This is a genomic window from Mesorhizobium captivum (assembly GCF_033977165.1).
Classification (GTDB): Bacteria; Pseudomonadota; Alphaproteobacteria; order Rhizobiales; family Rhizobiaceae; genus Mesorhizobium; species Mesorhizobium captivum.
In genome coordinates this window covers 23524-48018 of the sequence record NZ_JAVIJB010000013.1, presented here as the reverse complement: position 1 = coordinate 48018, position 24495 = coordinate 23524, and the positions used below count along the sequence as shown (strand labels likewise).

General features: G+C 64.7%; 20 protein-coding genes and 1 tRNA gene. 14 read left to right on the top strand and 7 right to left on the bottom strand.

The window, feature by feature from the left end; translation table 11 throughout:
- Positions 1 to 229 precede the first annotated feature (229 nt).
- Positions 230 to 1174 (top strand): formylglycine-generating enzyme family protein, encoded by a 945-nt coding sequence (locus RFM40_RS13525; protein WP_320226199.1) that lies wholly within the window; start codon positions 230 to 232, stop codon positions 1172 to 1174.
- A 71-nt stretch (positions 1175 to 1245) separates the two neighbouring features.
- A complete protein-coding gene (locus RFM40_RS13520) occupies positions 1246 to 3306 on the top strand; it encodes a mechanosensitive ion channel family protein (RefSeq protein ID WP_320226198.1) in 2061 nt (686 codons plus the stop codon).
- Positions 3307 to 3681: 375 nt separating this feature from the next.
- Here the strand turns inward: RFM40_RS13520 and RFM40_RS13515 are convergent.
- Positions 3682 to 3757 (bottom strand) — tRNA-Ala (locus RFM40_RS13515).
- 166 nt (positions 3758 to 3923) lie between these two features.
- Entirely contained in the window at positions 3924 to 4319 is a 396-nt protein-coding gene (locus tag RFM40_RS13510; protein WP_320226076.1) for a TIGR02300 family protein, read from the bottom strand.
- 194 nt (positions 4320 to 4513) lie between these two features.
- On the opposite strand from RFM40_RS13510, the gene aroA reads away from it, so the two are divergent.
- The 3 genes from aroA (at position 4514) to rpsA (ending at position 8683) form a co-directional block, all read left to right on the top strand.
- Positions 4514 to 5872, top strand: coding sequence for a 3-phosphoshikimate 1-carboxyvinyltransferase (gene aroA, locus RFM40_RS13505; protein WP_320226075.1), 1359 nt, complete (start codon positions 4514 to 4516; stop codon positions 5870 to 5872).
- Between the two features lie 256 nt (positions 5873 to 6128).
- Complete coding sequence (cmk, locus tag RFM40_RS13500) at positions 6129 to 6779, top strand: (d)CMP kinase (protein ID WP_320226197.1); 651 nt, start codon at positions 6129 to 6131, stop codon at positions 6777 to 6779.
- Between the two features lie 206 nt (positions 6780 to 6985).
- Complete coding sequence (rpsA, locus tag RFM40_RS13495) at positions 6986 to 8683, top strand: 30S ribosomal protein S1 (RefSeq protein ID WP_292340914.1); 1698 nt, start codon at positions 6986 to 6988, stop codon at positions 8681 to 8683.
- A gap of 132 nt (positions 8684 to 8815) precedes the next feature.
- Here rpsA and RFM40_RS13490 read toward each other — a convergent pair whose 3' ends face one another.
- The 4 genes from RFM40_RS13490 to RFM40_RS13475 all read right to left on the bottom strand — a co-directional run bounded on the left by RFM40_RS13490 (position 8816) and on the right by RFM40_RS13475 (position 12945).
- Positions 8816 to 9523 carry an SDR family NAD(P)-dependent oxidoreductase gene (locus tag RFM40_RS13490; protein WP_320218409.1) on the bottom strand — a complete coding sequence of 236 codons (708 nt, stop codon included), beginning with the start codon at positions 9521 to 9523 and terminating at the stop codon, positions 8816 to 8818.
- Positions 9524 to 9753: 230 nt separating this feature from the next.
- The gene (locus tag RFM40_RS13485) at positions 9754 to 11334 is read right to left on the bottom strand and encodes a 5-guanidino-2-oxopentanoate decarboxylase (RefSeq protein WP_320277661.1); all 1581 of its coding nucleotides are present in this window, start codon (positions 11332 to 11334) and stop codon (positions 9754 to 9756) included.
- 97 nt (positions 11335 to 11431) lie between these two features.
- On the bottom strand, positions 11432 to 12103 hold the full coding sequence (locus RFM40_RS13480; protein ID WP_320226073.1) for a TetR family transcriptional regulator C-terminal domain-containing protein: 672 nt from the start codon (positions 12101 to 12103) through the stop codon (positions 11432 to 11434).
- Entirely contained in the window at positions 12073 to 12945 is an 873-nt protein-coding gene (locus RFM40_RS13475; protein WP_320226072.1) for a dimethylarginine dimethylaminohydrolase family protein, read from the bottom strand. Before RFM40_RS13475 ends, RFM40_RS13480 begins: the two co-directional genes overlap by 31 nt.
- 211 nt (positions 12946 to 13156) lie before the next feature.
- On the opposite strand from RFM40_RS13475, the gene RFM40_RS13470 reads away from it, so the two are divergent.
- The 7 genes from RFM40_RS13470 to RFM40_RS13440 all read left to right on the top strand — a co-directional run bounded on the left by RFM40_RS13470 (position 13157) and on the right by RFM40_RS13440 (position 19513).
- Positions 13157 to 13972 (top strand): ABC transporter ATP-binding protein, encoded by an 816-nt coding sequence (locus RFM40_RS13470; protein ID WP_320226071.1) that lies wholly within the window; start codon positions 13157 to 13159, stop codon positions 13970 to 13972.
- Between the two features lie 56 nt (positions 13973 to 14028).
- A complete protein-coding gene (locus RFM40_RS13465; RefSeq protein ID WP_320218404.1) occupies positions 14029 to 14823 on the top strand; it encodes a transporter substrate-binding domain-containing protein in 795 nt (264 codons plus the stop codon).
- A 201-nt stretch (positions 14824 to 15024) separates the two neighbouring features.
- The gene (locus RFM40_RS13460; RefSeq protein ID WP_320226196.1) at positions 15025 to 15690 is read left to right on the top strand and encodes an ABC transporter permease; all 666 of its coding nucleotides are present in this window, start codon (positions 15025 to 15027) and stop codon (positions 15688 to 15690) included.
- Positions 15690 to 16499: an ABC transporter permease gene (locus RFM40_RS13455; protein WP_320226069.1), complete on the top strand. Its 810-nt coding sequence runs from the start codon at positions 15690 to 15692 to the stop codon at positions 16497 to 16499. Before RFM40_RS13460 ends, RFM40_RS13455 begins: the two co-directional genes overlap by 1 nt.
- 91 nt (positions 16500 to 16590) lie before the next feature.
- Positions 16591 to 17592: an Ldh family oxidoreductase gene (locus RFM40_RS13450; protein ID WP_320226067.1), complete on the top strand. Its 1002-nt coding sequence runs from the start codon at positions 16591 to 16593 to the stop codon at positions 17590 to 17592.
- A gap of 381 nt (positions 17593 to 17973) precedes the next feature.
- A complete protein-coding gene (locus RFM40_RS13445) occupies positions 17974 to 18426 on the top strand; it encodes a DoxX family protein (protein ID WP_320277660.1) in 453 nt (150 codons plus the stop codon).
- 103 nt (positions 18427 to 18529) lie between these two features.
- Entirely contained in the window at positions 18530 to 19513 is a 984-nt protein-coding gene (locus tag RFM40_RS13440) for a complex I NDUFA9 subunit family protein (protein WP_320226065.1), read from the top strand.
- Positions 19514 to 19581: 68 nt separating this feature from the next.
- On the opposite strand, the gene RFM40_RS13435 is transcribed toward RFM40_RS13440, so the two are convergent.
- The gene (locus tag RFM40_RS13435; RefSeq protein ID WP_320226064.1) at positions 19582 to 20952 is read right to left on the bottom strand and encodes a cytochrome P450; all 1371 of its coding nucleotides are present in this window, start codon (positions 20950 to 20952) and stop codon (positions 19582 to 19584) included.
- Between the two features lie 185 nt (positions 20953 to 21137).
- On the opposite strand from RFM40_RS13435, the gene RFM40_RS13430 reads away from it, so the two are divergent.
- A complete protein-coding gene (locus RFM40_RS13430) occupies positions 21138 to 21719 on the top strand; it encodes an NADPH-dependent FMN reductase (protein ID WP_320226062.1) in 582 nt (193 codons plus the stop codon).
- Positions 21720 to 21969: 250 nt separating this feature from the next.
- On the top strand, positions 21970 to 24441 hold the full coding sequence (gene gyrB, locus RFM40_RS13425) for a DNA topoisomerase (ATP-hydrolyzing) subunit B (RefSeq protein WP_320226060.1): 2472 nt from the start codon (positions 21970 to 21972) through the stop codon (positions 24439 to 24441).
- Positions 24442 to 24495: the final 54 nt, after the last annotated feature.

Here is a 24495-nt window from a genome sequence, read left to right as displayed (position 1 = left end):
GCTGAAGGAGACCCAAATGCGAACTCATCCCAGCCCTCACGCGACGCGGCCACCGCGACGACGGTGAGCGCGAATATGCCTACGACCGCGAGTCCCATATTGGACGCCTTGCCAGCGGCCTCGACGAGGCAGAGCAGCGCGGCTGGGCCTTGGTCAGTATGAAGATGGACTGGAAGAGGATCTACCCCGAATGACGCAAGCTGCCGAACTCGGAACCCTAGACTCGCCGATGCCTCGCGAATTGCGGTCGAACGGGTTGGTCTGGATTCCCGGCGGCGAGTTCCTGATGGGTTCGGACCATCACTATCCCGAGGAGGCGCCGGCGCATCGCGTGCGTGTCGGCGGCTTCTGGATGGACAAATTCACGGTGACCAATCGCGACTTCCAGCACTTCGTTGCGGAGACAGGCTACGTGACGGTTGCCGAGAGGTCGGTCAATCCGGACGACTATCCTGGCGCGCTGCCTGAATTGCTGGCGCCCTCATCGATGATGTTTAGAAAGCCGCCCGGCCCCGTAGACCTTTCCAATCAATACAACTGGTGGGTCTACGTTCCGGGCGCCAACTGGCGCCACCCTCGCGGTCCCGCGAGTTCCATCAAGAGGCTCATGGACCATCCTGTCGTCCACGTCGCTCACGAGGATGTCGAAGCTTATGCGAAATGGGCGGGCAAGGAGTTGCCAACGGAGGCGGAGTGGGAGTTCGCAGCACGGGGCGGGCTCGAGGGCGCCGAATTCGTCTGGGGCGACGAACTGACACCCGGCGGCAAACACATGGCCAATACCTTTCAGGGCGAATTCCCTTGGCGCAATACGTACGACGACGGCTTCGAATATACCGCGCCGGTCGGCTCGTTCCCACCGAACGGCTACGGCCTTTACGACATGGCCGGCAACGTCTGGCAGTGGACGAGCGACTGGTACCAGGAGCATAGCAAGATCGACAGCCCGTGCTGCACGGCGGAAAGCCCGCGCGGCGGCACACGTGACGGAAGCCACGATCCGCGCCAGGCGGGTGCGAACATCCCTCGCAAGGTCACCAAGGGCGGTTCGCATCTGTGCGCGCCGAACTATTGCCGCCGCTACCGGCCGGCCGCGCGGATGGCCCAGCCGGTCGACACCTCGATATCACATCTCGGATTCCGTTGCGTCGTCCGCCCAGGCCGGGGAGGCTAGGAAGCTTTGAGTTTCGCACGGATTGCGGGAACGTCTGGTCGCACAGTCGACCGAAAATGCGGGAGCGCTCGATGAGCAACGCACTGTCCACTCGAATTGGTATTCTGCTGTCGGCCGTCATTCCGATTTTCTTTTGGGTGCTCCTTGGAACTTCCTGGGCCCAGCAGCCTCCGGTCGACGTGCCGCCCGAAAAGGCACGGCAGTTCCTCAACCTGCTGTCCGACCCGGAGCTGAAGGTATGGCTCGAAGGAAAGGTACCGGCAGCAGCCGAGGAACCGCCTGCCGCATCGCTGGCCGACGCGATCTCGAACTGGGAACTGGCCGTTCGCGCACGTCTCGCCGCGCTCGCCGGTGCCATTCCTCGCATCCCGCAGGAGCTGGCTAACGCCGCCGGCGTCGTCTCGCGCGACGTGAATTCAGGCAGGCCCGGACTGGTGATCCTGATCCTGGCAGTCCTGACTGTCGTCGGCTTCGGCGCCGAGTGGCTGGTCCGCCGGGCTTTGGCGCTGGGCGGTGCTGACGGAACAGTTGACCCCGGACAGGCGATCCTGTCCGAGGTCGCCGCCTTGCTGACATTTGCTCTGGCGGCCATTGGCTCGTTCCTCGCGTTCGAATGGCCGCCTTTGCTGCGCCGCATCGTGCTGACTTTGCTTCTCGCCTTCATCGCCGTGCGTGTCGTCCGCGCAACTGCCAGGTTGCTGTTTGGGCTTGCCGGCACGGGAAACAGAACGTCGGATGAGACGCCGACGGCAATCCCTGTCGCAAGCGAGACCGTTCAGCGTTTCTGGCTTCGGCGCGTGAGCCTCATCGCCGGCTTCCTACTGTTTGGCTGGGCGGTGGTCAGCCTCATGCCTGGCATCGGTTTCTCCATCGACGCGACGCGCGTGGTTGCCCTGCTTTGTGGCCTGGGCATGTTGGCCATCGCCATCGAAATCGTCTGGCGGCGGCCGGACAGCGCAGCTTTCGCTGTCAGGCAATCGCTGCTGACGCTCTACCTGATCGCGCTTTGGCTGGCCTGGGTGGCAGGACTGCTCGGCGTGCTGTGGCTCGGCCTCTATGCGTTGCTGTTGCCGGCGACGGTGCGTGGGGTTGGCAACGTCGCACAGGCCTTCGCCGGCAGAGCGCAGCGCAGCGGTGCCCTCGGCATCATGCTGAACGTGCTGATCGTCAGGGGTGCCAGGGCAGCGGTGATTGGCGCTGCGGTCGCTTGGCTCGCCTATATCTGGCGCATCAGGGCTGCAGCCCTTGCCGGCAGTGAAACAGGCGCGATCGTGATTTCGGGCCTGCTCAACAGCATCATCATCCTCCTGGTAGCGGATCTGCTGTGGCAGCTGGCGAAGGCGTTGATCGCTTATCGGATGGAGCTCGCGCCAAAGGAAGGGTCAAGTGCGGACGACCTTGCGCGCAGCGGCCGGCTGCGTACGCTGCTGCCGATATTCCGTAACGTGCTTGCTGTCTTCATCGGGGTCGTCGCTGTGCTGACAATCCTGTCCGGACTGGGCGTGCAGATTGCACCTTTGATCGCCGGCGCGGGCATTTTCGGCGTCGCCATCGGCTTCGGTTCGCAGACACTGGTCAAGGACGTGCTGAGCGGCGTTTTCTATATGCTCGACGATGCCTTCCGTGTCGGCGAGTATATCCAGAGCGGCAGCTATAAGGGCACTGTCGAATCGTTCAGCCTGCGGTCAGTCAGGCTGCGGCATCACCGCGGCCCAATTTTCACCGTGCCGTTTGGCGAGCTCGGCGCCATCCAGAACATGAGCCGTGACTGGGTGATGGACAAGATGGCTCTCAATGTCACCTACGATTCCGACGTAGATCTCGCTCGCAGGCTCATCAAGAAGATCGGTCAGGAGCTGGCCGCGGATCCCGAGTTCGCAGCCGACACGCTTGAGCCGCTGAAAATGCAAGGCGTCGACAGCTTTGGCGATTCCGGGATCGCCCTCAGGATGAAGCTGATGACCAAGCCGGGAACTCAGTTCGGCATCAAGCGGCGAGCGTTCATGATGATCAAGAAGGCATTCGACGAGAACGGCATCAAGCTCGCCGTTCCCACCGTGCATGTGGCGGGTGGCGGCGACAACGCGGCCGCCGCGCAGCAACTGCTCAAGATGAAGCAGGCTGCGAGCTAGAATCGGCAAACCCGGCGCCTGACGGCACTAGCGGTCACGCCCCTACTACGTGCAGTTGCTGCGGCTGCCAGCGGTTGTCCTCCGGCGGAGGGCGACGCGATGATGGGTGAGCGACGTGTGGCGCAGGATGCACTGTTGCGGTCGATGCCGGCACGATTGCAGACCGAAACTCTGCCAGCATAGCGCGTGGTTTATTGTCGCCTTGACGTCAGTAAGCCACGAAGGTTCAACGATAGTCTAGGCGCCAGCTCAGGCAGAAACACCCCAGAAACCGGCGTCTCTGGTCCACGCGTTCGCCGAACACGCGGGCTAAACCACGGAAAAGACGCCGCTATTTCCCGGCGTCGCGAGACGGGCAGTTAGAGAAGGACTGTTTGGTGGAGCCAATCGGAATCGAACCGACGACCTCTTGAATGCCATTCAAGCGCTCTCCCAACTGAGCTATGGCCCCACTCCCGGCAGTCAGCCGGCGCCGTTTCCGGCGAAGAGATCCGGCGCGGGTCGAGAACCGCGCCGTCGTTTTAGTGCTGGCGGCTTCTAGCGCCGCCTTCAGTCAAGATCAAGCCTTCAAAAGCCGCTTTTTCGTCACAGGCCAAAATGGCCGGCAAACGATCAGATCAGACCTCGTCCTCGTCGTCGCCGACGCCGATCATGTCGGAGACGTCGTCGTCCTCTTCCTCTTCATCGGCAAGGAAGGTGTCGTCGTCATCGTCGCCGAGATCGACATCATCCTCGTCGTCTCCGATATCGGGAAGATCGTCGCCGCCACCCTTGGCTTCGTCATCAGCCTCTTCGAGCGAGACGACTTCGGCGCCTTCTTCCTCGTCGCCGTCGACCTCCTTGTCGGCGACCTCCTCGTCCTCCTCGATGGCGGAAATCTTGCCTTCGTCGAAATAGGAGCGCGGATAGCTCTTGCCGGTATAGGGCGAGACGATCGGGTCCTTGTTCAGGTCGTAGAATTTCCGACCCGTTTCGGGGTCGATACGCTTCGTGCCAAGTTCAGCTTTTGCCACAGCAGGCCTCGTCAAAAAAAGAATGGTCCCCATAACCGCAGTTTTCCGCGCTGTCAAAGCCAAAAGACATGTCCTGAAAACCCGCTTTTTCAAAGGCCCGCGCGAGGGGATGACCATTGCCGCGCGCCGTGATACGAGACCGCCGCACCATGGCGAACTCAGCCGGCCAGCCGGCATTTCATTTGGACGACAAAATGTCTCATTCCGCCGCCGTTAAGCCAGCAACGGCCCGCAAGTCTCCCGCCCTTTCCGGCACGGCCAGGGTGCCGGGCGACAAGTCGATCTCGCACCGCTCCTTCATGTTCGGCGGCCTTGCCTCGGGCGAGACGCGCATCACCGGCCTGCTCGAAGGCGAGGACGTGATGCGCACGGGGGCGGCCATGAAGGCGATGGGCGCGCATATCGAGAAGAAGGGCGCCGAGTGGCTGATCCGCGGCACCGGCAACGGCGCGCTGCTTGAGCCCGAAGGCCCGCTCGATTTCGGCAACGCCGGCACCGGCTCGCGGCTCACCATGGGTCTCGTCGGCACCTACGACATGGAAACGACCTTCATCGGCGACGCCTCGCTTTCCGGCCGGCCGATGGGCCGCGTCCTGGAGCCGTTGCGCCAGATGGGTGTCCAGGTGCTGAAGTCGGCACCGGGCGACCGCATGCCGATCACGCTGCGCGGGCCGAAGCATGCAGCCCCCATCACCTATCGCGTGCCGATGGCCTCCGCGCAGGTGAAGTCGGCAGTGCTGCTAGCCGGCCTGAACACGCCGGGCATCACCACGGTGATCGAGCCGGTGATGACGCGCGACCATACTGAAAAGATGCTGAAGGGCTTTGGCGCGAACCTGACGGTCGAGACCGACGAGCGCGGCGTGCGCCACATCTTCATCGAGGGCCAGGGCAAACTGACGGGGCAGACGATCGCCGTGCCGGGCGACCCCTCCTCGGCAGGTTTCCCGCTGGTGGCGGCGCTGATCGTGCCGGGTTCGGACATCACGATCGAGAACGTGCTGATGAACCCGACCCGTACCGGGCTGCTTCTGACGCTGCAGGAAATGGGCGGCCGCATCGATATCCTCAACCCGCGCAATGCCGGCGGCGAGGATGTGGCCGACCTGCGCGTGCGGTATTCCGACCTGAAAGGCGTTACCGTGCCGCCGGAGCGCGCGCCGTCGATGATCGACGAATATCCGGTGCTGGCTGTCGCCGCTGTTTTCGCCGAAGGCGAGACGCTGATGCAGGGGCTGGAGGAGCTGCGCGTCAAGGAATCCGACCGGCTGTCGGCAGTCGCCAACGGGCTCAAGCTCAACGGCGTCGACTGCAGCGAGGGCGAGGCGTCGCTCGCCGTACGCGGCAAGCCCGGCGGCAAGGGGCTGGGTGCCCATCCCGACGGCCAGGATACGAAGGTGAAGACCCATCTCGACCACCGCATCGCCATGAGTTTCCTGGTGATGGGACTGGCGACGGAGAAGCCGGTGACGATCGACGACGCCAACATGATCGCGACGAGCTTTCCGGAATTCATGGGTTTGATGAAGGGGCTGGGCGCGGAGATAGAGTGAGGGCGATGGGTTGGAGCCAAATTGCAACGCTGGCGGGACAGCACCCCCCTCTGTCCTGCCGGACATCTCCCCCGCAAGGGGGGAGATCAGACGTCACGCCGGCTTTCGCCAATCTCCGACGCTGGACGGAAGGCGCCAGCATCGGAACTGCCAATCTCCCCCCTTGCGGGGGAGATGTCCGGCAGGACAGAGGGGGGTGTGAAGGAACTCGGCGCTTGTCTTGCTCATCGCGCCCTTCGATCGCGGCGCCCTGCCGATGACCCACACCTTCACCATCGCCATCGACGGCCCCGCAGGCGCGGGCAAGGGCACTCTTGCCCGGCGGCTCGCCGACCATTACCGGCTGAACCTGCTCGACACCGGCCTCACCTATCGCGCGGTGGCGCACAAGCTGCTGGAGCTCGGCCTGCCGCTCGACAATGTCTCGGCGGCTGAAACCGCGGCGCGCCAGGTGGACCTCTCCAATCTCGACCGCACGGTGCTGTCGGCACATGCGGTGGGCGAGGCAGCCTCGAAGGTTGCGGTCATTCCCACTGTCCGGCGCATCCTGGTCGAAAAGCAGCGTGAATTCGCCAAGGCGCCGCCGGGCGCGGTGCTCGACGGCCGCGACATCGGCACCGTCGTGTGCCCGGACGCCGACATCAAGCTCTATGTGACGGCGAGCGCCGAGGTGCGGGCGCTGCGCCGGCTGGCCGAAATTGAGAGCATGGGCGGCAGCGCCGATTTCGCCACCATCCTCGCCGACATCGAGCGCCGCGACGAGCGCGACATGGGCCGCGCCGACTCGCCACTCAAGCCGGCCGCCGACGCGCACTTGCTTGATACCAGCGAAATGGCTATAGAGGCCGCGTTTCTGGCGGCGATGGCGATCGTTGACGACGTCCTGGCCAAGAGAAGCAAGGCCTGATCCAGGTTTTCTCTCACGCTTGCGATTGCCGAACGCGGGAAAAATACCCATATCGGGCACGAACCAGCCTGCCAGCATTCTTATGCGCCGGACTTGCCGCTCCGATAGCGGCCGAGGGCTCTTCAGCCCGGAACGCCGGCAGGCTCACGCAACGCTAACCCACGGCGCCCGCTCCGCTACGAAAGCGGAGCACTCCAGGAGAAACAATGTCAGTAGCTAATCCCACTCGCGATGATTTCGCGAGCATGCTCGAAGAATCATTCACCGCCGGCCATTCCGGCGAGGGCCAGGTTGTCCGGGGCACGATCACCGCGATCGAAAAGGACATGGCCATCATCGACGTCGGCCTCAAGGTCGAAGGCCGCGTGCCGCTGAAGGAATTCGGCGCCAAGGGCAAGGACTCCTCGCTCAAGGTCGGCGATACCGTCGAAGTCTATGTCGAGCGCATCGAGAACGCGCTTGGCGAGGCCATGCTGTCGCGCGAGAAGGCTCGCCGCGAGGAGAGCTGGGTGCGCCTCGAGGAGAAGTTCACCAAGGGTGAGCGCGTCGAAGGCGTCATCTTCAATCAGGTCAAGGGCGGCTTCACCGTCGATCTCGACGGCGCCGTGGCGTTCCTGCCGCGCAGCCAGGTCGACATCCGTCCGATCCGCGACGTCTCGCCGCTGATGCACAACCCGCAGCCCTTCGAGATCCTCAAGATGGATCGCCGCCGCGGCAACATCGTGGTGTCGCGCCGCACCGTGCTCGAGGAGAGCCGCGCCGAACAGCGTTCGGAGATCGTGCAGAACCTCGAAGAGGGCCAGGTGGTCGAAGGCGTGGTCAAGAACATCACCGACTACGGTGCGTTCGTCGACCTCGGCGGCATCGACGGCCTGCTGCATGTCACCGACATGGCATGGCGCCGCGTCAACCATCCGACCGAGATCCTCAACATCGGCCAGACGGTCAAGGTGCAGATCATCCGCATCAACCAGGAGACCCACCGCATCTCGCTCGGCATGAAGCAGCTCGAGTCGGATCCGTGGTCGGATATCGGCACCAAGTTCCCGATCGGCAAGAAGATCAAGGGCACCGTCACCAACATCACCGACTACGGCGCGTTCGTCGAGCTGGAGCCGGGCATCGAGGGCCTCATCCACGTTTCGGAAATGTCGTGGACGAAGAAGAACGTGCACCCCGGCAAGATCCTGTCGACGACGCAGGAAGTCGACGTGGTGGTGCTCGAGGTCGATCCGGCCAAGCGCCGCATCTCGCTCGGTCTCAAGCAGACGTTGGAGAACCCGTGGGAAGCGTTCGCGCGCAGCCATCCGGTCGGCAGCCAGGTCGAGGGCGAGGTCAAGAACAAGACCGAGTTCGGCCTGTTCATCGGCCTGGAAGGCGACGTGGACGGCATGGTGCACCTCTCCGACCTCGACTGGACCCGTCCGGGCGAGCAGGTCATCGAAGAGTACAATCGCGGCGACATGGTCAAGGCGCAGGTGCTCGACGTCGACATCGAGAAGGAGCGCATCTCGCTCGGCATCAAGCAGCTGGCCCGCGACACGGTCGGCGAGGCGGCGAGCAGCGGCGAGCTGCGCAAGAACGCCGTCGTCACCTGCGAGGTCATCGCGGTCAAGGATGGCGGTCTGGAAGTGCGGCTGGTCGAGAGCGGCCTCGAGACCTTCATCAAGCGTTCGGACCTTTCCCGCGACCGCGACGAGCAGCGCCCCGAGCGCTTCACCGTCGGCCAGAAGGTCGATGCCCGCGTCATCGCCTTCGACAAGAAGACCCGCAAGCTGCAGGTCTCGATCAAGGCGCTGGAAATCGCCGAGGAGAAGGAAGCGGTCGCCCAGTACGGCTCGACCGACTCCGGCGCCTCGCTGGGCGACATCCTGGGCGCGGCGCTGAAGAAGCAGGGCAACTAGAGCATTCCAGGAAAACCGCGCAGCGGTTTTCCGTCCGGAATTGCGTAAGCCCTCCTTCGCCCAACCCAAACAAAAACCCCGCCGGAGCGATCCTGCGGGGTTTTTCTTTGCCCTATGAGCTGCTGACTAAAATCAGGCCCGGCCGTAAAGCGGCACCAGCGTGCCGCTCATCGCCTGGTTGGCGGGCGAGACAAGATAAGCGATCGCTTCGGCGGCGGCCTCCAGGCTGACCCATTTGGTGAAATCGGCGTCCGGCATGTCGGCGCGGTTGGCGGGCGTGTCGAGCGTCGAGGGCGCCACGGCGTTGACGAGGATGCCCTTGTGCTTCAGTTCCTCGGCCATGGCCTGAGTCATCGCGGCGACCGCCGCCTTCGAGGCGGCATAGGCGACCATTCCGGCTCCGCGCCTGGGATCGAGCCCCGCGCGCGCAGCGACGTTGACGATGCGCCCCGCGGTGCCCGACGCCAGCATCGAGCGCACCGCGGCGCGGCTGCAAAGGAAGGCGGTGCGGGCATTGGTGTCCATCATCTCGGCAAAGGACGCCGACTCGATCTTCTCCACCGGCGCCATGGTGAAACCGCCGGCGAGGTGGATCGAACCCCAAAGCTCGGGCAACTGATGGTAGAAGGCCTCGACCTTGGCGGAGTCCGACAGGTCGACATTGTGCGCGAGATGAACGCTGGCGTGTGCGGCATAGGGAAAATTCGGGGGGGCAGCGGCATGGGCATTGGGCACGTGGCAGATCGCGCCCTGCTCCAGCAACCTGCCGACAACCGCGCCGCCGAGCGCCCCAGTGCCGCCCGTCACCACGACATGCCTGCCGTTAAGCGTTTCCGTCATATTTCGACCGCTCCTGTCACTTTTCTTATGGTTATGCCGCCCCAGCATCGAACGTCGCGCCTTTCGCGCTGTCACTCAATTGAAATATCGACATGGCTGGCGCAGCGTCTTTGCATGCGTCAGGCAGCCGCGCGAGATCTTGTCGCGGCGTCTGGATTCGACCGGATCTTGTTCTGCGGAGCCGGCGCGGAAATTGGAGCGCCGGCAAATGCTCGCAGGCGCCAACGCCTTCAGTCGACCGTGATTTCGACAAGGCGCGGCTTGCCGGCCGCTCGCGCGCGCTTCAGCGCCTCGGCGAGGCTGCCGACCCCGGTCAGCCGTTCGGCCTCAATGCCATAGGCCTCGGCGAGCTTACAGAAATCCGGCGGCGCCGGCGACACGCCGACCGGCTCGACGCCGACATCGAGCATCGAGGTCTCGATCTCGCGATAGCCGCGGTTGTTCCAGACGACGAAGATCACGGGCGCCCCGGCGTCGAGCGAGGCACCCAGCTCCGTCAAGGTGAACTGGAAGCCCCCGTCGCCGGTGAGACACACGACCGGCGCCTCGGGCACGGCAAGGGCGGCGCCGATCGCCGCCGGTGGGCCATAGCCCAGCGCGCCGAAACCGGTCGCCGCATTGAACCAGCCGCCCGGACGGTCATGATCGTAATAGAGATTGGCGGCATAGATCGGCTGCGTCGAGTCGCCGACGATGATGGCGCCTGGCAGCGCGTCGCGGATCACCTCCACAGCGCGCACCTGCGCCACATACTCAGACTTCAGCTCGGCCAGCGCCGCCTCTCGACCCGCTGCCGCGTGAGCTTTGCCGTCTTTCGCGGCGACATGAGCAGGGCCGAGATCAGCCAGCAAAGCACCAAGCGCCGCGGCGCAATCCGCCTGGATCGCAACGGTGACAGGACGACGGGTGAGCTGGTCGGCGCCGATATCGATGCGGATGAGGTTCGGCGGCAGCACGAAGCCGCTGTCGCCATAGCCGTCATAGTCGGTCGGGCCGAATTCGGTGCCGGCGGCGATCACCAGATCGGCGTCCGCCATCAGTGCGCGCACGGCCTTCAGGCTGGGGCTTGCCGGCACGCAGAGCGGATGGGCATGCAGCAGGCCGCGCGCATTGGCGGTTTCGACGACCGGCGCGCCCAACGCTTCGGCGAAGCGCGTCAGCGCCGCATCCGCCCTCTTGGCGCCGCCCCCGGCCAGGATCAGTGGACGGCGAGCCGTCTTGATCAACCGCACAGCATCGGCGATCGCCGCCGCCGCCGGAGCGGGCGGCGCAGCGTTGCTAAGCACGGCCGCAATGCCGTCGGCGGGCTTCACCATGACGTCGGTCGGAATCTCGATATGGACCGGGCCCGGACGCGACGAGGAGAAGACGGCGAAAGCGCGGGCTAGCGCGCCGGGCAGTTCCCCGGCCTCGGTGATGCGTTGCGAAAACAGCGCCACCTTCTCCATCATGCCGCGCTGATCGGGCAGTTCATGCAGGAAGCCAAGCCCCTTGCCCAGCGTATCGGTGGCGTTGACGCCGGAGATCACCAGCATCGGCACCGAATCGGCGCGCGCCTGGCCCATGGCGGTGATGGTGTTGGTCAGCCCCGGCCCGGTGATCACGAAGGCGACGCCCGGCCGGCCGCCGGCGCGCGCATAGCCGTCGGCCATAAAGCCGGCACCCTGTTCGTGGCGCGGCGTGACGTGGCGGATCTTCGAGCGCGCCAGACCGCGATAGAGCTCGACGGTGTGAACGCCCGGAATGCCGAAAACGGTGTCGACGCCATGCGCCTCGAGCAAGGTGATGAGCGCTTCGCCGACGGTCGTCATTGGTTTTCTCCCCTTTAGAGCGGATCACTGTTTAACGGAAACAGTGATCCGCTCTATGTCTTCGTTTCTTACGCAATTCCGGACGGAAAACCGCTTCTCACTTTTCCTGGAATTGCTCTAGCGGTTCGAGGCCGAGCTCGGCCTCGACAGCCTTGATCCCAATCGCCGCCAATTCGCCGGGTGAGAACATCTCGCCCGCCAGGCAGCCTTCGATCCAGAGCCCGTCGATGATCGCATTGATGGCGATGGCATGGTGGCGCAGCTCATTTGCGTCCGGCTTGCGCCGTTCGGCGGCGAGCACTTCGGCCACAACCGCTTCCACCTCGTTGCGAAAGCCAAGGTAGCCTTCGCGATGGGCACGGGCCAGGGTCGGATCCGCGTTCGCGCGGCCGATGAAGGTTGCCCAGAGCGAAAACACCCGGGCGTCGATGATCGGCGCGTTGAGGTTGGCGCTGACGAAAGCCGCAAGGCGTTGGCGCGGCGAGGCATCTTCCATGACCAAGGCTGCTTTCGCCTGCTCGGTCATGCGGCCGACCAGCGCTGTATAGGCTTCCTGCAACAATTCTTCCTTGCCGGGGAAATAGTGCCGGATCAGCCCCGCGGTGACGCCGGCACGCAATGCGATGGCGCGCAGGGTGGCGCCCTGCAGGCCATATTCCGCCACGCTGTCCAGGGTAGCCTCGATCAGATCCTGCCGCCGCCGCTCCTCGCCCTCGCGACGGAACTTGCGGCGCGCATTCATTGGCGCAGGATCGGCCGCGTCAGGCATGTCGGCCCGCCTTCGCAAGCGATGCAGAGCGCGTCCGCCTCGAAGATTTCAACCGTGCAGCCGGCAGCTTCCATCGCCGCTTTGGTCTTGGGAAAGCCCGCAACGGCAATGACCTTGAGCGGGCTGGTCGGCAATACGTTCAGGCTGAGGCCGTTGGAAGCGGCGAACTCGTCGGCGTCGCCTTCGACCAGCCGGATGCCTCGCGCCTTCAGCATCTGATAGAACGGTGCCGGCAAAAGCGGTGAATAGACCAGCGCGAGGTCGTCGGCCAGCGGGCTGATCACCGACATCAGATGCAGGCACGCCTCTTCGCCCTGCCACAGCGGCAGGTCGAAGCCGTAGACGGAAATGCCCAGCGGCGTCAGCAGGTTGGAAACCTGCTGGATGCCTTCCTGGTTGGAGCGGACACCGCGCCCGATCGCCAGCGTGCGGGCATCCACCCATACGCAATCACCGCCTTCGACCTGGCCAGGCGCCTCGACGCGGCCGAGGATCGGAATGCCCAGTCTTCTATAGGTTTCCTCATGCAGCGAGGGTTCCCCGGCGCGCAATGGCTTGCCCATCGACAGGATCAGCGCGCCGCGGTCGGTCATCAGCGACGGGTCGTGCGTGAACACCGAATCCGACAGTCCGTCGGCCTTGTCCTCGATCCATTCGATTTCGGCGCCGGAAGCCAGCACCAGTTCGGCAAGGACTGCGTGCTGCGAGGCAGCTTTCGCCGGGTTGAACCCCGGGCCATAGTGCCAGGCAACCCTGTTGGCGTCGCGCATGGCGTTGGCCGCCGACCGCATCAGCACGCGCCGCAGCGGCGCCGCCATGGACTGTGATCCGAAAGCGCTCATTGATGCCCTTTTAAGATGAAAAAATCCAAGAAAATTTCATGAAAGGCTATTTATACACTTGCGCAACAAGCCCGCAAGTGCCGTAATGAGCAGGATTGACGGGCTCGCGCGGTCGGGTCCATGCTGAAGTCAGGAGCGGGACAGTACAGCGTATGTTGAGGAGCCGGATGGACGTTCGACGAACTGCCGTCGCCCCTGCAGAGGTCACCCGGTGAGCGCGGTGGAAGCCGCCGCAGTCCCATCCGGCGAGGCGCAGAGCGGCGCCGCCGAAGCCATCCATGTCGAGAACCTGCATAAGAAATTCGGCCAGTTGCATGTGCTGAAGGGTGTTTCGCTGTCGGCGCGCGACGGCGAGGTGGTCGCCATCATCGGCGGCTCCGGCTCCGGCAAATCGACCCTGCTGCGCTGCATCAACTGCCTGGAAAACCCGACCAGCGGCATCATCCGCGTCAATGGCGAGGAGATCAAGCTGAAGGCCGACAGCCACGGCCACACCGTACCCGCCGACCGCAAGCAGATCGAGCGCATCCGCTCCCGGCTCGGCATGGTGTTCCAGAACTTCAACCTGTGGAGCCACATGACGCTGATCGAGAACGTCATCGAGGTTCCGGTGCATGTGCTTGGCGTCAAGCGCGACGAGGCGATCGCCCAGGCCGAGAAGCTGCTTGCTCGCGTTGGCCTCGCCGAGAAGCGCGACGTCTATCCGGCATACCTGTCGGGCGGCCAGCAGCAGCGCGCCGCGATCGCCCGGGCGCTGGCGATCAATCCGCGCGTCATGCTGTTCGACGAGCCGACCTCGGCGCTCGACCCGGAGCTGGTCGGCGAGGTGCTGAAAGTGATCGGCGACCTGGCGCGCGAGGGGCGCACCATGGTGCTGGTGACGCATGAAATGAAGTTCGCCCGCGAGGTCGCGACGCATGTCGTCTATCTCTACAACGGGCTGGTCGAGGAAGAAGGACCGCCGGAACAGCTGTTCGGCGCGCCCAAATCCGAAAGGCTCAAGCAATTCCTCCGCAACGTCGGCTAGGGCCGGCGTCAAGTGGGGCGAAAAACCGGGAACAACAACAAACTGGGAGTCCTGACATGAAGACTGTTCTCAAGACATTCGCCGCGGCGCTGCTCTTCGGCGTCGCCGCGATGGGCGTGGCCAAGGCCGATCAGGTCAAGATCGGCGTCGCCGCCGAACCTTATCCGCCCTTCACCTCGCCGGATGCGACGGGCAAGTGGGTCGGCTGGGAAATCGACTTCATCGACGCCGTCTGCGCCGAGGAGAAGCTCGACTGCGTCATCACGCCCGTCGCCTGGGACGGCATCATTCCGGCGCTGACCACCAAGAAGATCGACCTCATCGTCTCCTCGATGTCGATCACCGACGAACGCAAGAAGACGATCGACTTCTCGGATAAGTATTACAACACGCCGACGGCGATCATCGGGCCGAAGGATCAGAAGTTCGGCGCCACGCCGGACGATCTGAAGGGCAAGGTGGTCGGCGTCCAGGTGTCGACGGTGCATGCGGTCTACGCCAAGAAGCACTTCACCGGCGCGCAGGAGATCAAGGAATACCAGACGCAGGACGAAGCCAACAATGACCTCGCGGCCGGCCGTCTCGACGCGGTGCAGGCCGATTCCATCGCGCTTGGCGAATTCCTCAAGACCGATCAGGGCAAGGCCTGCTGCGACCTGAAGGGCATGGTCGCCCCGGACGACGAGGTGCTCGGCCCGGGCGTCGGCGCCGGCGTGCGCAAGGAAGACACCGCGCTCAAGGAAAAGATCAACGCCGGCATCAAGGCGATCCGCGCCAACGGCAAATATGACGAGATCTCGAAGAAATACTTCGACTTCGACATCTACGGTGGCGCCACGCAGTCGAACTGACGATATTTCGCCCGTCAATTAGGGGCATGGCCCAGTGCCGTGCCCCTAAGCCCAATCTTCCATGCTTGCCGCTGGCCGCCAACGCCGGCGACCAGAGCCAGCAATCCGGGGGCGAAGCTGATCGACATATTTCTTCCGGCCTCGGCGGCCGGCATCATCGAACTCCTGTCGCCCGTGCCGCCCGGCTGGGGCGGCACCTTGCTGGTCGGATTGCTGCATTCGATCGAGATCGCCATCGGCGCCACCTGCCTTGGGCTGCTGATCGGCACCGGCGGCGCCTGGGGCAAGCTCTATGGCGGCCCGGTTGCGCGCGACCTGCTCGCCGTCTACACGACCGTGGTGCGCGCCGTGCCGGAACTGGTGCTGATCCTGCTGCTCTATTACGCCGGCACCGACCTCATCAATCAGGTGTTGACGGCAATGGGCTACCAGCGCGTCGACATCAGCGGGCTGGCGGCTGGCATCTTCGTGCTCGGCGTCGTCCAGGGCGCCTATTCGACGGAAGTCATCCGCGGCGCCATCCTGTCCATCCCGCAAGGCCAGATCGAGGCCGCCCGCGCCTACGGCATGTCGCCGGGCCTGATGCTGAGGCGCATAACGCTGCCGGCGATGCTGCCCTTCGCCATACCCGGCCTCGCCAACCTCTGGCTGATCGCCACCAAGGACACGGCGCTGCTTGCCGTCGTCGGGTTCTTCGAACTGACGCTTGCGACGCGGCAGGCGGCAGGCGTCACCAAGGCCTATCTGCTGTTCTTTCTCGCTGCCGGCGTCCTTTATCTGTCGCTGACGCTCTTCTCCAACCTGATCATCGGCCGGGTCGAAGCCTGGTCGCGGCGCGGCATGCCTTCCGTCAAGGAGGCTCGCTGATGTCGGCCGAAGCGACCGCAATCAACATGGCGGCGCGCGCCTCGCTCTGGCTCAGGCCGCATCGCATCGTGCTGATCCTCATCGCGCTGGCATTGGTTTTCTGCGCCGCCTTCTTCATGCGCTGGGACTGGCTGCCGCAATATTGGGAAATGGGGCTGCTCGGCATCTGGCGGGCGCTGTGGATCCTCGTCGTCACCTGCGCGCTGGGCTTCCTGCTCGCCGTGCCGCTCGGCCTGGCGCAAGCCGGTGGGCCATTCTGGTTCGCCGTGCCGGCCAAAGTCTTCTGCACCATCATCCGGGGCACGCCGCTGCTGTTGCAGCTCTGGCTGCTCTATTACGGGCTCGGGTCGCTGTTCCCGCAATATCCATGGATCCGCGAGTCCTGGATGTGGACATATCTCAGGCAAGCCTGGCCCTATGCCGTGCTGGCGCTGACCTTGTCCTTCGCCGGCTATGAGGGCGAGGTGATGCGCGGCGCCTTCGCCGGCGTGCCGAAAGGGCAGCTCGAGGCGGCCCGCGCCTTCGGTATGAGCCGCTTCAAGATCTTTCGCCGCATCTGGCTGCCGCAGGCTTTCTTTCGTGCGCTGCCGACGCTGACCGGCGAGACCGTGCTGCAACTGAAGTCGACGCCGCTGGTGGCGACGATCAGCGTCATCGATATCTTCGCCGTCTCCTCCAAGGTGCGTCAGGACACCTATCTCACCTACGAACCCTTGCTGCTCCTGGCGCTGATCTATATGGCGATCACTGGCATCCTGGTGCTCATATTCAGCAGGATCGAGGCGCGAATTCCGGTCAAAATCGGGTAGCGAATAGAGAGTAGCGAATAGCGAGTAGTTCGTTTATCTCCCCCCTATTCGCCATTCCCTATTCGCTACTCGCTGCTGCGGAGCAACTCCGATGCAACTCACTCTCGACCAGGCAACAGGGCTATGCCGGATGGCGGCGCTCGGCGCCGGCGCCAATGAGGAGGCGACACAGTCGCTGGTCGCCTCGATCATCGCGGCGGAGGCGGAAGGCCTGCCGGCGGTCGGCCTGTCGCATTTCATCGACTATCTGGAGGCGCTGGAAGCCGGCCGCATCGACGGCAATGCCGATCCGGTCATCACCAGGCCGGCGCTGGCCGTCTATCTCTCCGACGCGCGCGGCGGGCTTGCGCATACCGCCTTCGACCGCACGATCGATGACCTCGCCAAGGCCGCAAAGCTGTTCGGCGTCGCCATCTTCTCGCAGAAGAACGCCTATACCTGCGGCGCGCTCGGCTATTTCACCGGGCGACTCGCCCAACTTGGCCTGGTTTCCTTCGCCGCCACCAACGGGCCGGCGGTGCTTGCCGGCTCCGGTTCTGTCAAGCCGGTCTACTGCACCAACCCGATGTCCTTTGCAGCACCTGCCGCCGACGGGCCGCCACTGGTCATCGACCAGTCGTCGAGCGCCACCGCCTTCGTCAACATCCGCAAGGCGGCCGAGGACGGCAAGAAGATCCCCGAAGGCTGGGCGCTGGACGCCAGCGGCAATCCGACCACCGATCCGGCTGCGGCGATGAAGGGCGCGATGCTCGCCTTCGGCGGCCAGCGCGGCGCCAATATCGCGCTGATGGTCGAGGTGCTGGCGGCAGGCATTTCCGGCGCCAACTGGTCGCTCGACGCGCCATGGTTCTCCGGCGGGCCGGACAGTCCCGGAACCGGGCTCTTCGTTTTAGCCATCGAGCCCAAGCTGCTCGACCCGGATTTCGAGCAGCGCATGAAGGAGCAACTCGACCGGCTGCGGCGGCGCTACGGCGTGCACATTCCCGGCCGCGCCCGGGCGGAAGCCGCGGAAAAGGCGACGGCACGCGGCATCGACGTGCCAAAGGCTGTCGTGCAGCGCATTTCCGAATTCGCCGAACGCTATTCGGCCTGATCGAAACCGCGCGTCTTCTTCGCGCAGCCATTGAACCTTTCTTTGCCCTGCGGCGACGCATCACCGGCACCCCATCGCAAGCCGCAGAGGGTGGCTTGGGTGGCGGCTTGCGGTTGGCGGCGCCGCGCCGGGCGTCCAGGGCCGGGGCGGGCGTGCTTGCTCACGCCGCCTTGATACCGTCTCAGGTCAGGCCGCCTCGTTGGACCCTGTTTCGGCGCGAGCACTGCCCGGAAAACCCCGCTTCGGCGGGGTTTTCTGTTTTCTTCAGCCGCGCCAATAAAACATGCGTAATTCTGTCAAGTTTATCTTATTTGACGATGTCGGGCGCCGCCGAGCTCATAGATCTGGGCGCCCGCGTCAATTATCAGCAAAGGAGACCGCATGCTGGCCAACACCGACACGTCCAGAAACCGCCTTATCGTCCCGGCTCTTGGCGGCCTCTATGCGACGCTGAACAATTCCGCCGAAACCCTGTTGCGCGCCGTTGCCGGCGTCTTCCTCGCCATTCATGGCTCGCAGAAGATCGTCAATCCGTTCGGCGCCGCGGAAATGGTCGAAGGGCTGGGCTTCTATCCCGGCGTCTTCTGGTCGCCGCTGCTTGCCTGCATCGAATTCTTCGGTGGCATTTTCATCGCCATCGGCCTCATCACCCGCCCCGCTGCTTTCGCCGGCCTGATCGTGCTTCTGGTCACGGTATGGTTCCACTGGGTCACCATGGGCCAGGGTTTTTCGGGTGCGGAAAAGTCGCTGCTGTGGGCGGCCATCCTCTCCTTCTTCGTCATCCGCGGCGGCAACCGCCATTCGGTTGACGCGCGCATCGGCAAGGCCTTCTAAGCCGAGCCGAAACAAGGTCGTGATTGGTTCCGACCGCCCTTTGCCTTTGGCGCGAAACCGACTATGAACGCCTCTAGCCAAGCCTAGCGCGCCGGAGCCAGCCATGACTGAAATCCTGCAGACCCCCAAGCTCGTCGTCGTCTTCGGCGGGTCCGGCTTTGTCGGCCGCCATGTCGTGCGCGCGCTGGCCAAGCGCGGCTACCGCATCCGGGTCGCCTGCCGGCGGCCCGATCTTGCCGGCCATGTGCAGCCGCTCGGCAATGTCGGCCAGATCCAGCCGGTGCAGGCCAATGTGCGCGTGCGCTGGTCGGCCGACCGCGCCGTGCAGGGTGCCGACCATGTCGTCAACCTCGTCGCCATCCTGCATGAGACCGGCCGGCAGAAATTCGGCGCCGTGCACGAGTTCGGCGCCCGCGCCGTCGCCGAGGCCGCCCGCTCGGTCGGCGCCGGCCTCACCCACATCTCGGCGCTCGGCGCCGATTTGAATTCGCAGTCGGACTACGCCCGCAGCAAGGCGCTCGGCGAGAAGGCGGTGTTCGAGACGATCCCGGACGCCGTCGTCTTCCGGCCGTCGATCAATTTCGGGCCGGAGGACAGTTTCTTCAACCGCTTCGCCAACATGGCGCGCTACTCCCCGGTCCTGCCCCTGATCGGTGGCGGGCAGACCAAATTCCAGCCGGTCTATGTCGGCGACGTCGCCGAAGCGATCGCGCGTTCGGTCGACGGCAACGTCAAGGGCGGCCAGATCTATGAGCTCGGCGGCCCGCAGGTGCTGACCTTCAAGGAATGCATGGAGGAGATGCTTGCCGTGATCGAGCGCAGGCGCCTCCTGGTGCCGGTGCCGTGGTGGGTGGCGAACCTGCAGGCCTCGATCCTTCAGCTGTTGCCCAGCCCGCTTTTGACCAAGGACCAGGTCCTGCAGCTGCGCGAGCACAACGTCGTCTCCGAGGCCGCCGCCAAGGCGAACAGGACCATCACCGGCCTCGGCATCCAGCCGCAGGCAATCGCCACGATCCTGCCCAGCTACCTCTGGCGGTTCCGCGCTGCCGGGCAGTTCCAGCAGCGCCGGCCAATAGCCGATCGATAGAAGATTCTAAGTTTTGATGCATGTCGTTATCCCAGAACCGCTGCACACTTCTGGGCGACATGCATTGATCAGCCGCGGCGGGAGACCTGCATCGGCAGGCCGCCCTGCGGCTGCGTGGTCAGCTTCTGAACCGGCCATGGCCGGGTTTCGGCCGTCACGTCGAAGCGGAAGCGCGACAGCAGGATGGCTAGAGCGATGATCGCCTCCTGCATGGCGAAGCTGGCGCCGATGCAGACGCGCGGCCCGGCGCCGAAGGGCAGGTACTGGAAGCGGTCGATCCTGTCGCGGTTTTCCGGATGGAAGCGTTCCGGCATGAAGGCGTCCGGCCTGTCCCACAGCTTGCGGTGGCGGTGCACGACCCAGGGCATGACAAGCACGGCGGCGTATTTCGGGATATAGAGACCGTTCCAGGTCTCCGGCTCGATCGGCTCGCGGTTGATCGAAGGCGCCGGCGGATAGAGCCGGAGCGCCTCCTCGAAGGCGGCGCGGGTGAGCGGCATGGCGTCCAGCCACTTCGTCGGATCAGGTTCGCTCGCCAGCACCGCGTCGATCTCGCGTTCAACCTTGTCGCGCTCCCACGGCGCCTCGGCAAGGCAGTAGATCGTCCAGCCCAACGCTCGCGCGGTGGTCTCGTGGCCGGCGCCGATGAAGGTGATGATATTGTCCTCGACTTCCGCGCGGGTCAGCCCGTCCGGCCCTTCGGCCTTCAGCAGAAGCGTCAGGAAATCCTGCCGCACGCCGTCGGGGTCGCGCTTCAGCCGCTCCTCGCGCAGCTTCACCGTGCCGGCGACGATGTCGCGGAAATAGGCCATGGTCTTGCGGCCGCGGATGCGAGTGAAGCGCGGCAGCCATTCCGGCGCCCGCAACAGGTCGAGCGGGTCGACGCGGCCCATGGTTTCGAACAGATGGTCGATCTCCTTGGCGAAGCTGCCGGGCTCGCCGGCGATCTCGCCGGAAAACAGCGTTTCGGCGAGGATGTCGTAGGTGAGCAGCGTCATGTCATGCGCGATGTCGGACGTGCCGCCGGCTTCGTAGCGGGTGACGAATTCCAGCGTGCGCTTCAGCATCGGCTCGGCGAAACCGAAAATGTGGCGCGGCGTGAACATCGGCGCCATCGCCTTGCGCGAGCGCTTCCATACCTCGCCCTCGGCGGTGAGCAGCCCATCGCGCAGGATCGGGCGTAGGATCAGCTGGCGCACCGTCGCCATCTTGTAGTTCTTGGCGTTGTCGATCAGCACGTGGCGGATCAGGCCGGGATCGTTGGCGATGACCAGCGGCCCGCCGATGCCGGTCACCGATATCCAGGGCTCGTTGTAAGTGTGCTCGCCCCATAATTCGAGCGGGTTGCGATAGACAATGCGCATCATCTCCAGCGTCGAAGGCGGCTGGGTGCGCGGCTTCGGCGCGGGCGGCACGAAGGGGGCGGGCTTGGTGTCCATGGCATGCTCCGCTGGCAGCTCCAATGTAGTGCCCGGCAAGGCGCGCGTCCATGCGACCGGACGGCAGGGTGCCGATCGACACGGACCTCGCCGGAATGTGACCAGCGCCAGTGAATGCCCGCTTGTCGTCGGTGAAGGCTTCCTCTAGTCACCAACGGATACTGTCAAGATCGAGGGAGCCACCCGTGAAGCACCAGTTGAACATCATCATCGGCAGCACGCGACCGGGACGCGCCGGTCCAATCTTCGCCGAGTGCCTGGAGGGCTTCGCGCGCGAGCACGGCAAGTTCGAACCGGTGCTGACAGACATTGCCGCCTTCAAGCTGCCGCTGCTCGACGAGCCGCATCATCCCCGGCTGCGGAAATACGAGAACGACCACACCAAGGCCTGGTCGGCGGCGATCGACGCCGCCGACGCCTACGTCTTCGTGGCGCCGGAATATAATTATTTCGTCGCACCGGCGATCGTGAACGCGGTCGACTATCTGCTCAAGGAATGGCGCTACAAGCCCGCCGCCGTCTTCAGCTATGGCGGCGTTTCGGGAGGCCTGCGCGCGGCCCAGGCGCTGAAGCCGCTGCTCACCTCGGTCGGCGTCATGCCGATCCCGGAAGGCGTGGCGCTGCCCGCCTACAGGACGCTGCTCAACAAGGACGGCGCATATCATCCGAGCGAGCAGGTGCTGGGCGGCGCCAGGACGATGCTGGACGAGTTGTTCCGCTGGAGCGAGGCGCTGAAGGCGCTGCGCGCCGGCCTTCCTTCGGAATAAGAGACGTCGCGATATGACCGACCGCGGGCCGCACCCGCGGCGCGGCTTTTCGCGGTGGCACGGCCCCGCTGTCCGCATCCGCTTCCCGACACAGCGCGCCAAGGCCCGCGAAAGGCCGCTCGCCAAGCCGGCAAAATGCCCGCAAACCTTGGAAAACCAGCCATTTGCGCCTATATCTAGGACATCAAAACGGCGCGATTCGGGGCCATTTGTCCGCGCCGGATCAGCGACATCAATCAGACAGGTTTTCATGAGCGACCAGACCGAAAGCGCCATTGGCGCGGAAGCCGAGTACGGCGCCGATTCCATCAAGGTTTTGAAGGGGTTGGACGCCGTCCGCAAGCGGCCGGGCATGTATATCGGCGATACCGATGACGGCTCGGGCCTGCATCACATGGTCTATGAGGTGGTGGACAACGCCATCGACGAGGCTTTGGCCGGGCACGCCGACCTCGTCTCGGTGACGCTCAACCCCGACGGCTCGGTCACCGTTATCGACAACGGCCGCGGCATCCCGACCGATATCCACTCCAGCGAAGGCGTTTCGGCGGCCGAAGTGATCATGACGCAGCTGCATGCCGGCGGCAAATTCGACCAGAATTCCTACAAGGTCTCGGGCGGCCTGCATGGCGTCGGCGTTTCGGTGGTCAACGCGCTGTCGGCATGGCTGAAGCTCAAGATCCGCCGCAACGGCGAGATCTTCGAGATGAGCTTCACCCACGGCAATGCCGACGCGCCGCTGAAGGTGACGGGCAGTTACGAGCAGGACAAGCGCCCTGGCACCTATGACGGCCGCAGCGGCAGCGAGATCACCTTCTTCCCGTCGGCCGAGACGTTCACCATGGTCGAGTTCGACTACAATACGCTGGAGCACCGGCTGCGCGAGCTCGCCTTCCTCAATTCCGGCGTGCGCATCGTGCTGACCGATGCCCGCCATGCCGACCTCGTGCGCCACGAGCTGCACTATGACGGCGGGCTCGAGGAGTTCGTCAAATATCTCGACCGGGTCAAGAAGCCGCTGATCGAAAAGCCGATCGCGATCCGCGCCGAGCGCGACGGCATCACCGTCGAGGTGGCGATGTGGTGGAACGACAGCTACCACGAGAATGTCTTAGCCTTCACCAACAACATCCCGCAACGCGACGGCGGCACGCATCTGGCCGGCTTCCGCGCCGCGCTGACCCGACAGGTCACCGGCTATGGCGAGTCCTCCGGCCAGACCAAGAAGGAAAAGGTCACGCTCACCGGCGACGACTGCCGCGAAGGCTTGACCGCCGTGCTGTCGGTCAAGGTGCCGGATCCGAAATTCTCCTCGCAGACCAAGGACAAGCTGGTCTCCTCCGAGGTCCGGCCGGTGGTGGAAAGCCTGGTCAACGAGGCGCTCGGCACCTGGCTGGAGGAGCATCCGACCGAAGGCAAGGTGGTGGTCGAGAAGGTGATCCAGGCCGCCGCCGCACGCGAAGCCGCGCGCAAGGCGCGCGACATCACTCGTAAAAGCTCGCTCGGCGTCACCTCGCTGCCCGGCAAGCTCGCCGACTGCCAGGAGCGCGACCCGGCGAAGTCCGAGATCTTCATCGTCGAGGGTGACTCCGCCGGCGGCTCGGCCAAGGGCGGGCGCTCGCGCCAGAACCAGGCCATCCTGCCGCTGCGCGGCAAGATCCTGAACGTCGAGCGCGCGCGCTTCGATCGCATGCTGAGCTCCGACATGATCGGCACGCTGATCACCGCGCTAGGCACCTCGATCGGCAAGGACGAGTTCAACGCCGACAAGCTGCGCTACCACAAGATCATCCTGATGACGGACGCCGACGTCGACGGCGCCCATATCCGCACGCTGCTGCTCACCTTCTTCTTCCGGCAGATGCCGGAGCTGATCGAGCGCGGCCATCTCTACATCGCCCAGCCGCCGCTCTACAAAGTGACGCGGGGAAAAAGCTCGCAATACCTCAAGGACGAAGGCGCCTATGAGGAATATCTGATCGACTCCGGGCTGGAAGAGGCGTCGCTGACGCTCGCTTCCGGCGAGGTGCGCACCGGGCAGGATCTGCGCGGTGCCATCGACGATGCGTTGGCGGTGCGGCACCTGATCAACGGGCTGCACACGCGCTACAACCGCGATGTCGTCGAGCAGGCGGCGATCGCCGGCGCGCTCAATGCGGACGTGCTCGCCGATCTCGGCCGCGCCAATGCCATGGCCGAACGCGTCGCCAGGCGGCTTGACCTCATAGCCGAGGAAACCGAGCGTGGCTGGACCGGGCATCTTTCGACCTCCAATGACGGCGCCGGCGGCTATGTGTTCGAGCGCACCGTGCGCGGCGTCAAGGAATTCGTGCAGCTCGACGCCGGGCTGATCAATTCGGCGGACGCACGCCAGCTCGACCGTTACGCCTCGCGCCTGGCCGAGATTTATGGCGAGCCGCCAGTGCTGCGCCGCAAGGACGTCGCCGAGACAATTTCGGGACCGCTGGCGCTGCTCAACGCGGTGTTCGCCACCGGCCGCAAGGGCCTGACCATGCAGCGCTACAAGGGCCTTGGCGAGATGAATGCCGAGCAGCTCTGGGAGACGACGCTCGACCCGAACGTGCGCTCGCTGCTGCAGGTCAAGGTGGCGGACGCGACGGACGCGGACTCGCTGTTTTCGCGGCTGATGGGCGACGAGGTGGAACCGCGGCGCGAGTTCATCCAGGACAATGCGCTGTCGGTGGCCAATTTGGATATTTGAGCCGACCGGCCGACAGCCTTCCGCAACAAAAAAGCCCGGCGCGAAGCCGGGCTT

What these genes read in the sequence shown, in the direction of transcription:
- RFM40_RS13525 (WP_320226199.1), top strand. Translation starts at nt 230, where the DNA reads ATGCCTCGCGAATTGCGGTCGAACGGGTTGGTCTGGATTCCCGGCGGC.
- RFM40_RS13520 (WP_320226198.1), top strand. Translation starts at nt 1,246, where the DNA reads ATGAGCAACGCACTGTCCACTCGAATTGGTATTCTGCTGTCGGCCGTC.
- aroA (WP_320226075.1), top strand. Translation starts at nt 4,514, where the DNA reads ATGTCTCATTCCGCCGCCGTTAAGCCAGCAACGGCCCGCAAGTCTCCC.
- cmk (WP_320226197.1), top strand. Translation starts at nt 6,129, where the DNA reads ATGACCCACACCTTCACCATCGCCATCGACGGCCCCGCAGGCGCGGGC.
- rpsA (WP_292340914.1), top strand. Translation starts at nt 6,986, where the DNA reads ATGTCAGTAGCTAATCCCACTCGCGATGATTTCGCGAGCATGCTCGAA.
- RFM40_RS13490 (WP_320218409.1), bottom strand. Translation starts at nt 9,523, where the DNA reads ATGACGGAAACGCTTAACGGCAGGCATGTCGTGGTGACGGGCGGCACT.
- RFM40_RS13485 (WP_320277661.1), bottom strand. Translation starts at nt 11,334, where the DNA reads ATGACGACCGTCGGCGAAGCGCTCATCACCTTGCTCGAGGCGCATGGC.
- RFM40_RS13480 (WP_320226073.1), bottom strand. Translation starts at nt 12,103, where the DNA reads ATGCCTGACGCGGCCGATCCTGCGCCAATGAATGCGCGCCGCAAGTTC.
- RFM40_RS13475 (WP_320226072.1), bottom strand. Translation starts at nt 12,945, where the DNA reads ATGAGCGCTTTCGGATCACAGTCCATGGCGGCGCCGCTGCGGCGCGTG.
- RFM40_RS13465 (WP_320218404.1), top strand. Translation starts at nt 14,029, where the DNA reads ATGAAGACTGTTCTCAAGACATTCGCCGCGGCGCTGCTCTTCGGCGTC.
- RFM40_RS13455 (WP_320226069.1), top strand. Translation starts at nt 15,690, where the DNA reads ATGTCGGCCGAAGCGACCGCAATCAACATGGCGGCGCGCGCCTCGCTC.
- RFM40_RS13450 (WP_320226067.1), top strand. Translation starts at nt 16,591, where the DNA reads ATGCAACTCACTCTCGACCAGGCAACAGGGCTATGCCGGATGGCGGCG.
- RFM40_RS13445 (WP_320277660.1), top strand. Translation starts at nt 17,974, where the DNA reads ATGCTGGCCAACACCGACACGTCCAGAAACCGCCTTATCGTCCCGGCT.
- RFM40_RS13440 (WP_320226065.1), top strand. Translation starts at nt 18,530, where the DNA reads ATGACTGAAATCCTGCAGACCCCCAAGCTCGTCGTCGTCTTCGGCGGG.
- RFM40_RS13435 (WP_320226064.1), bottom strand. Translation starts at nt 20,952, where the DNA reads ATGGACACCAAGCCCGCCCCCTTCGTGCCGCCCGCGCCGAAGCCGCGC.
- gyrB (WP_320226060.1), top strand. Translation starts at nt 21,970, where the DNA reads ATGAGCGACCAGACCGAAAGCGCCATTGGCGCGGAAGCCGAGTACGGC.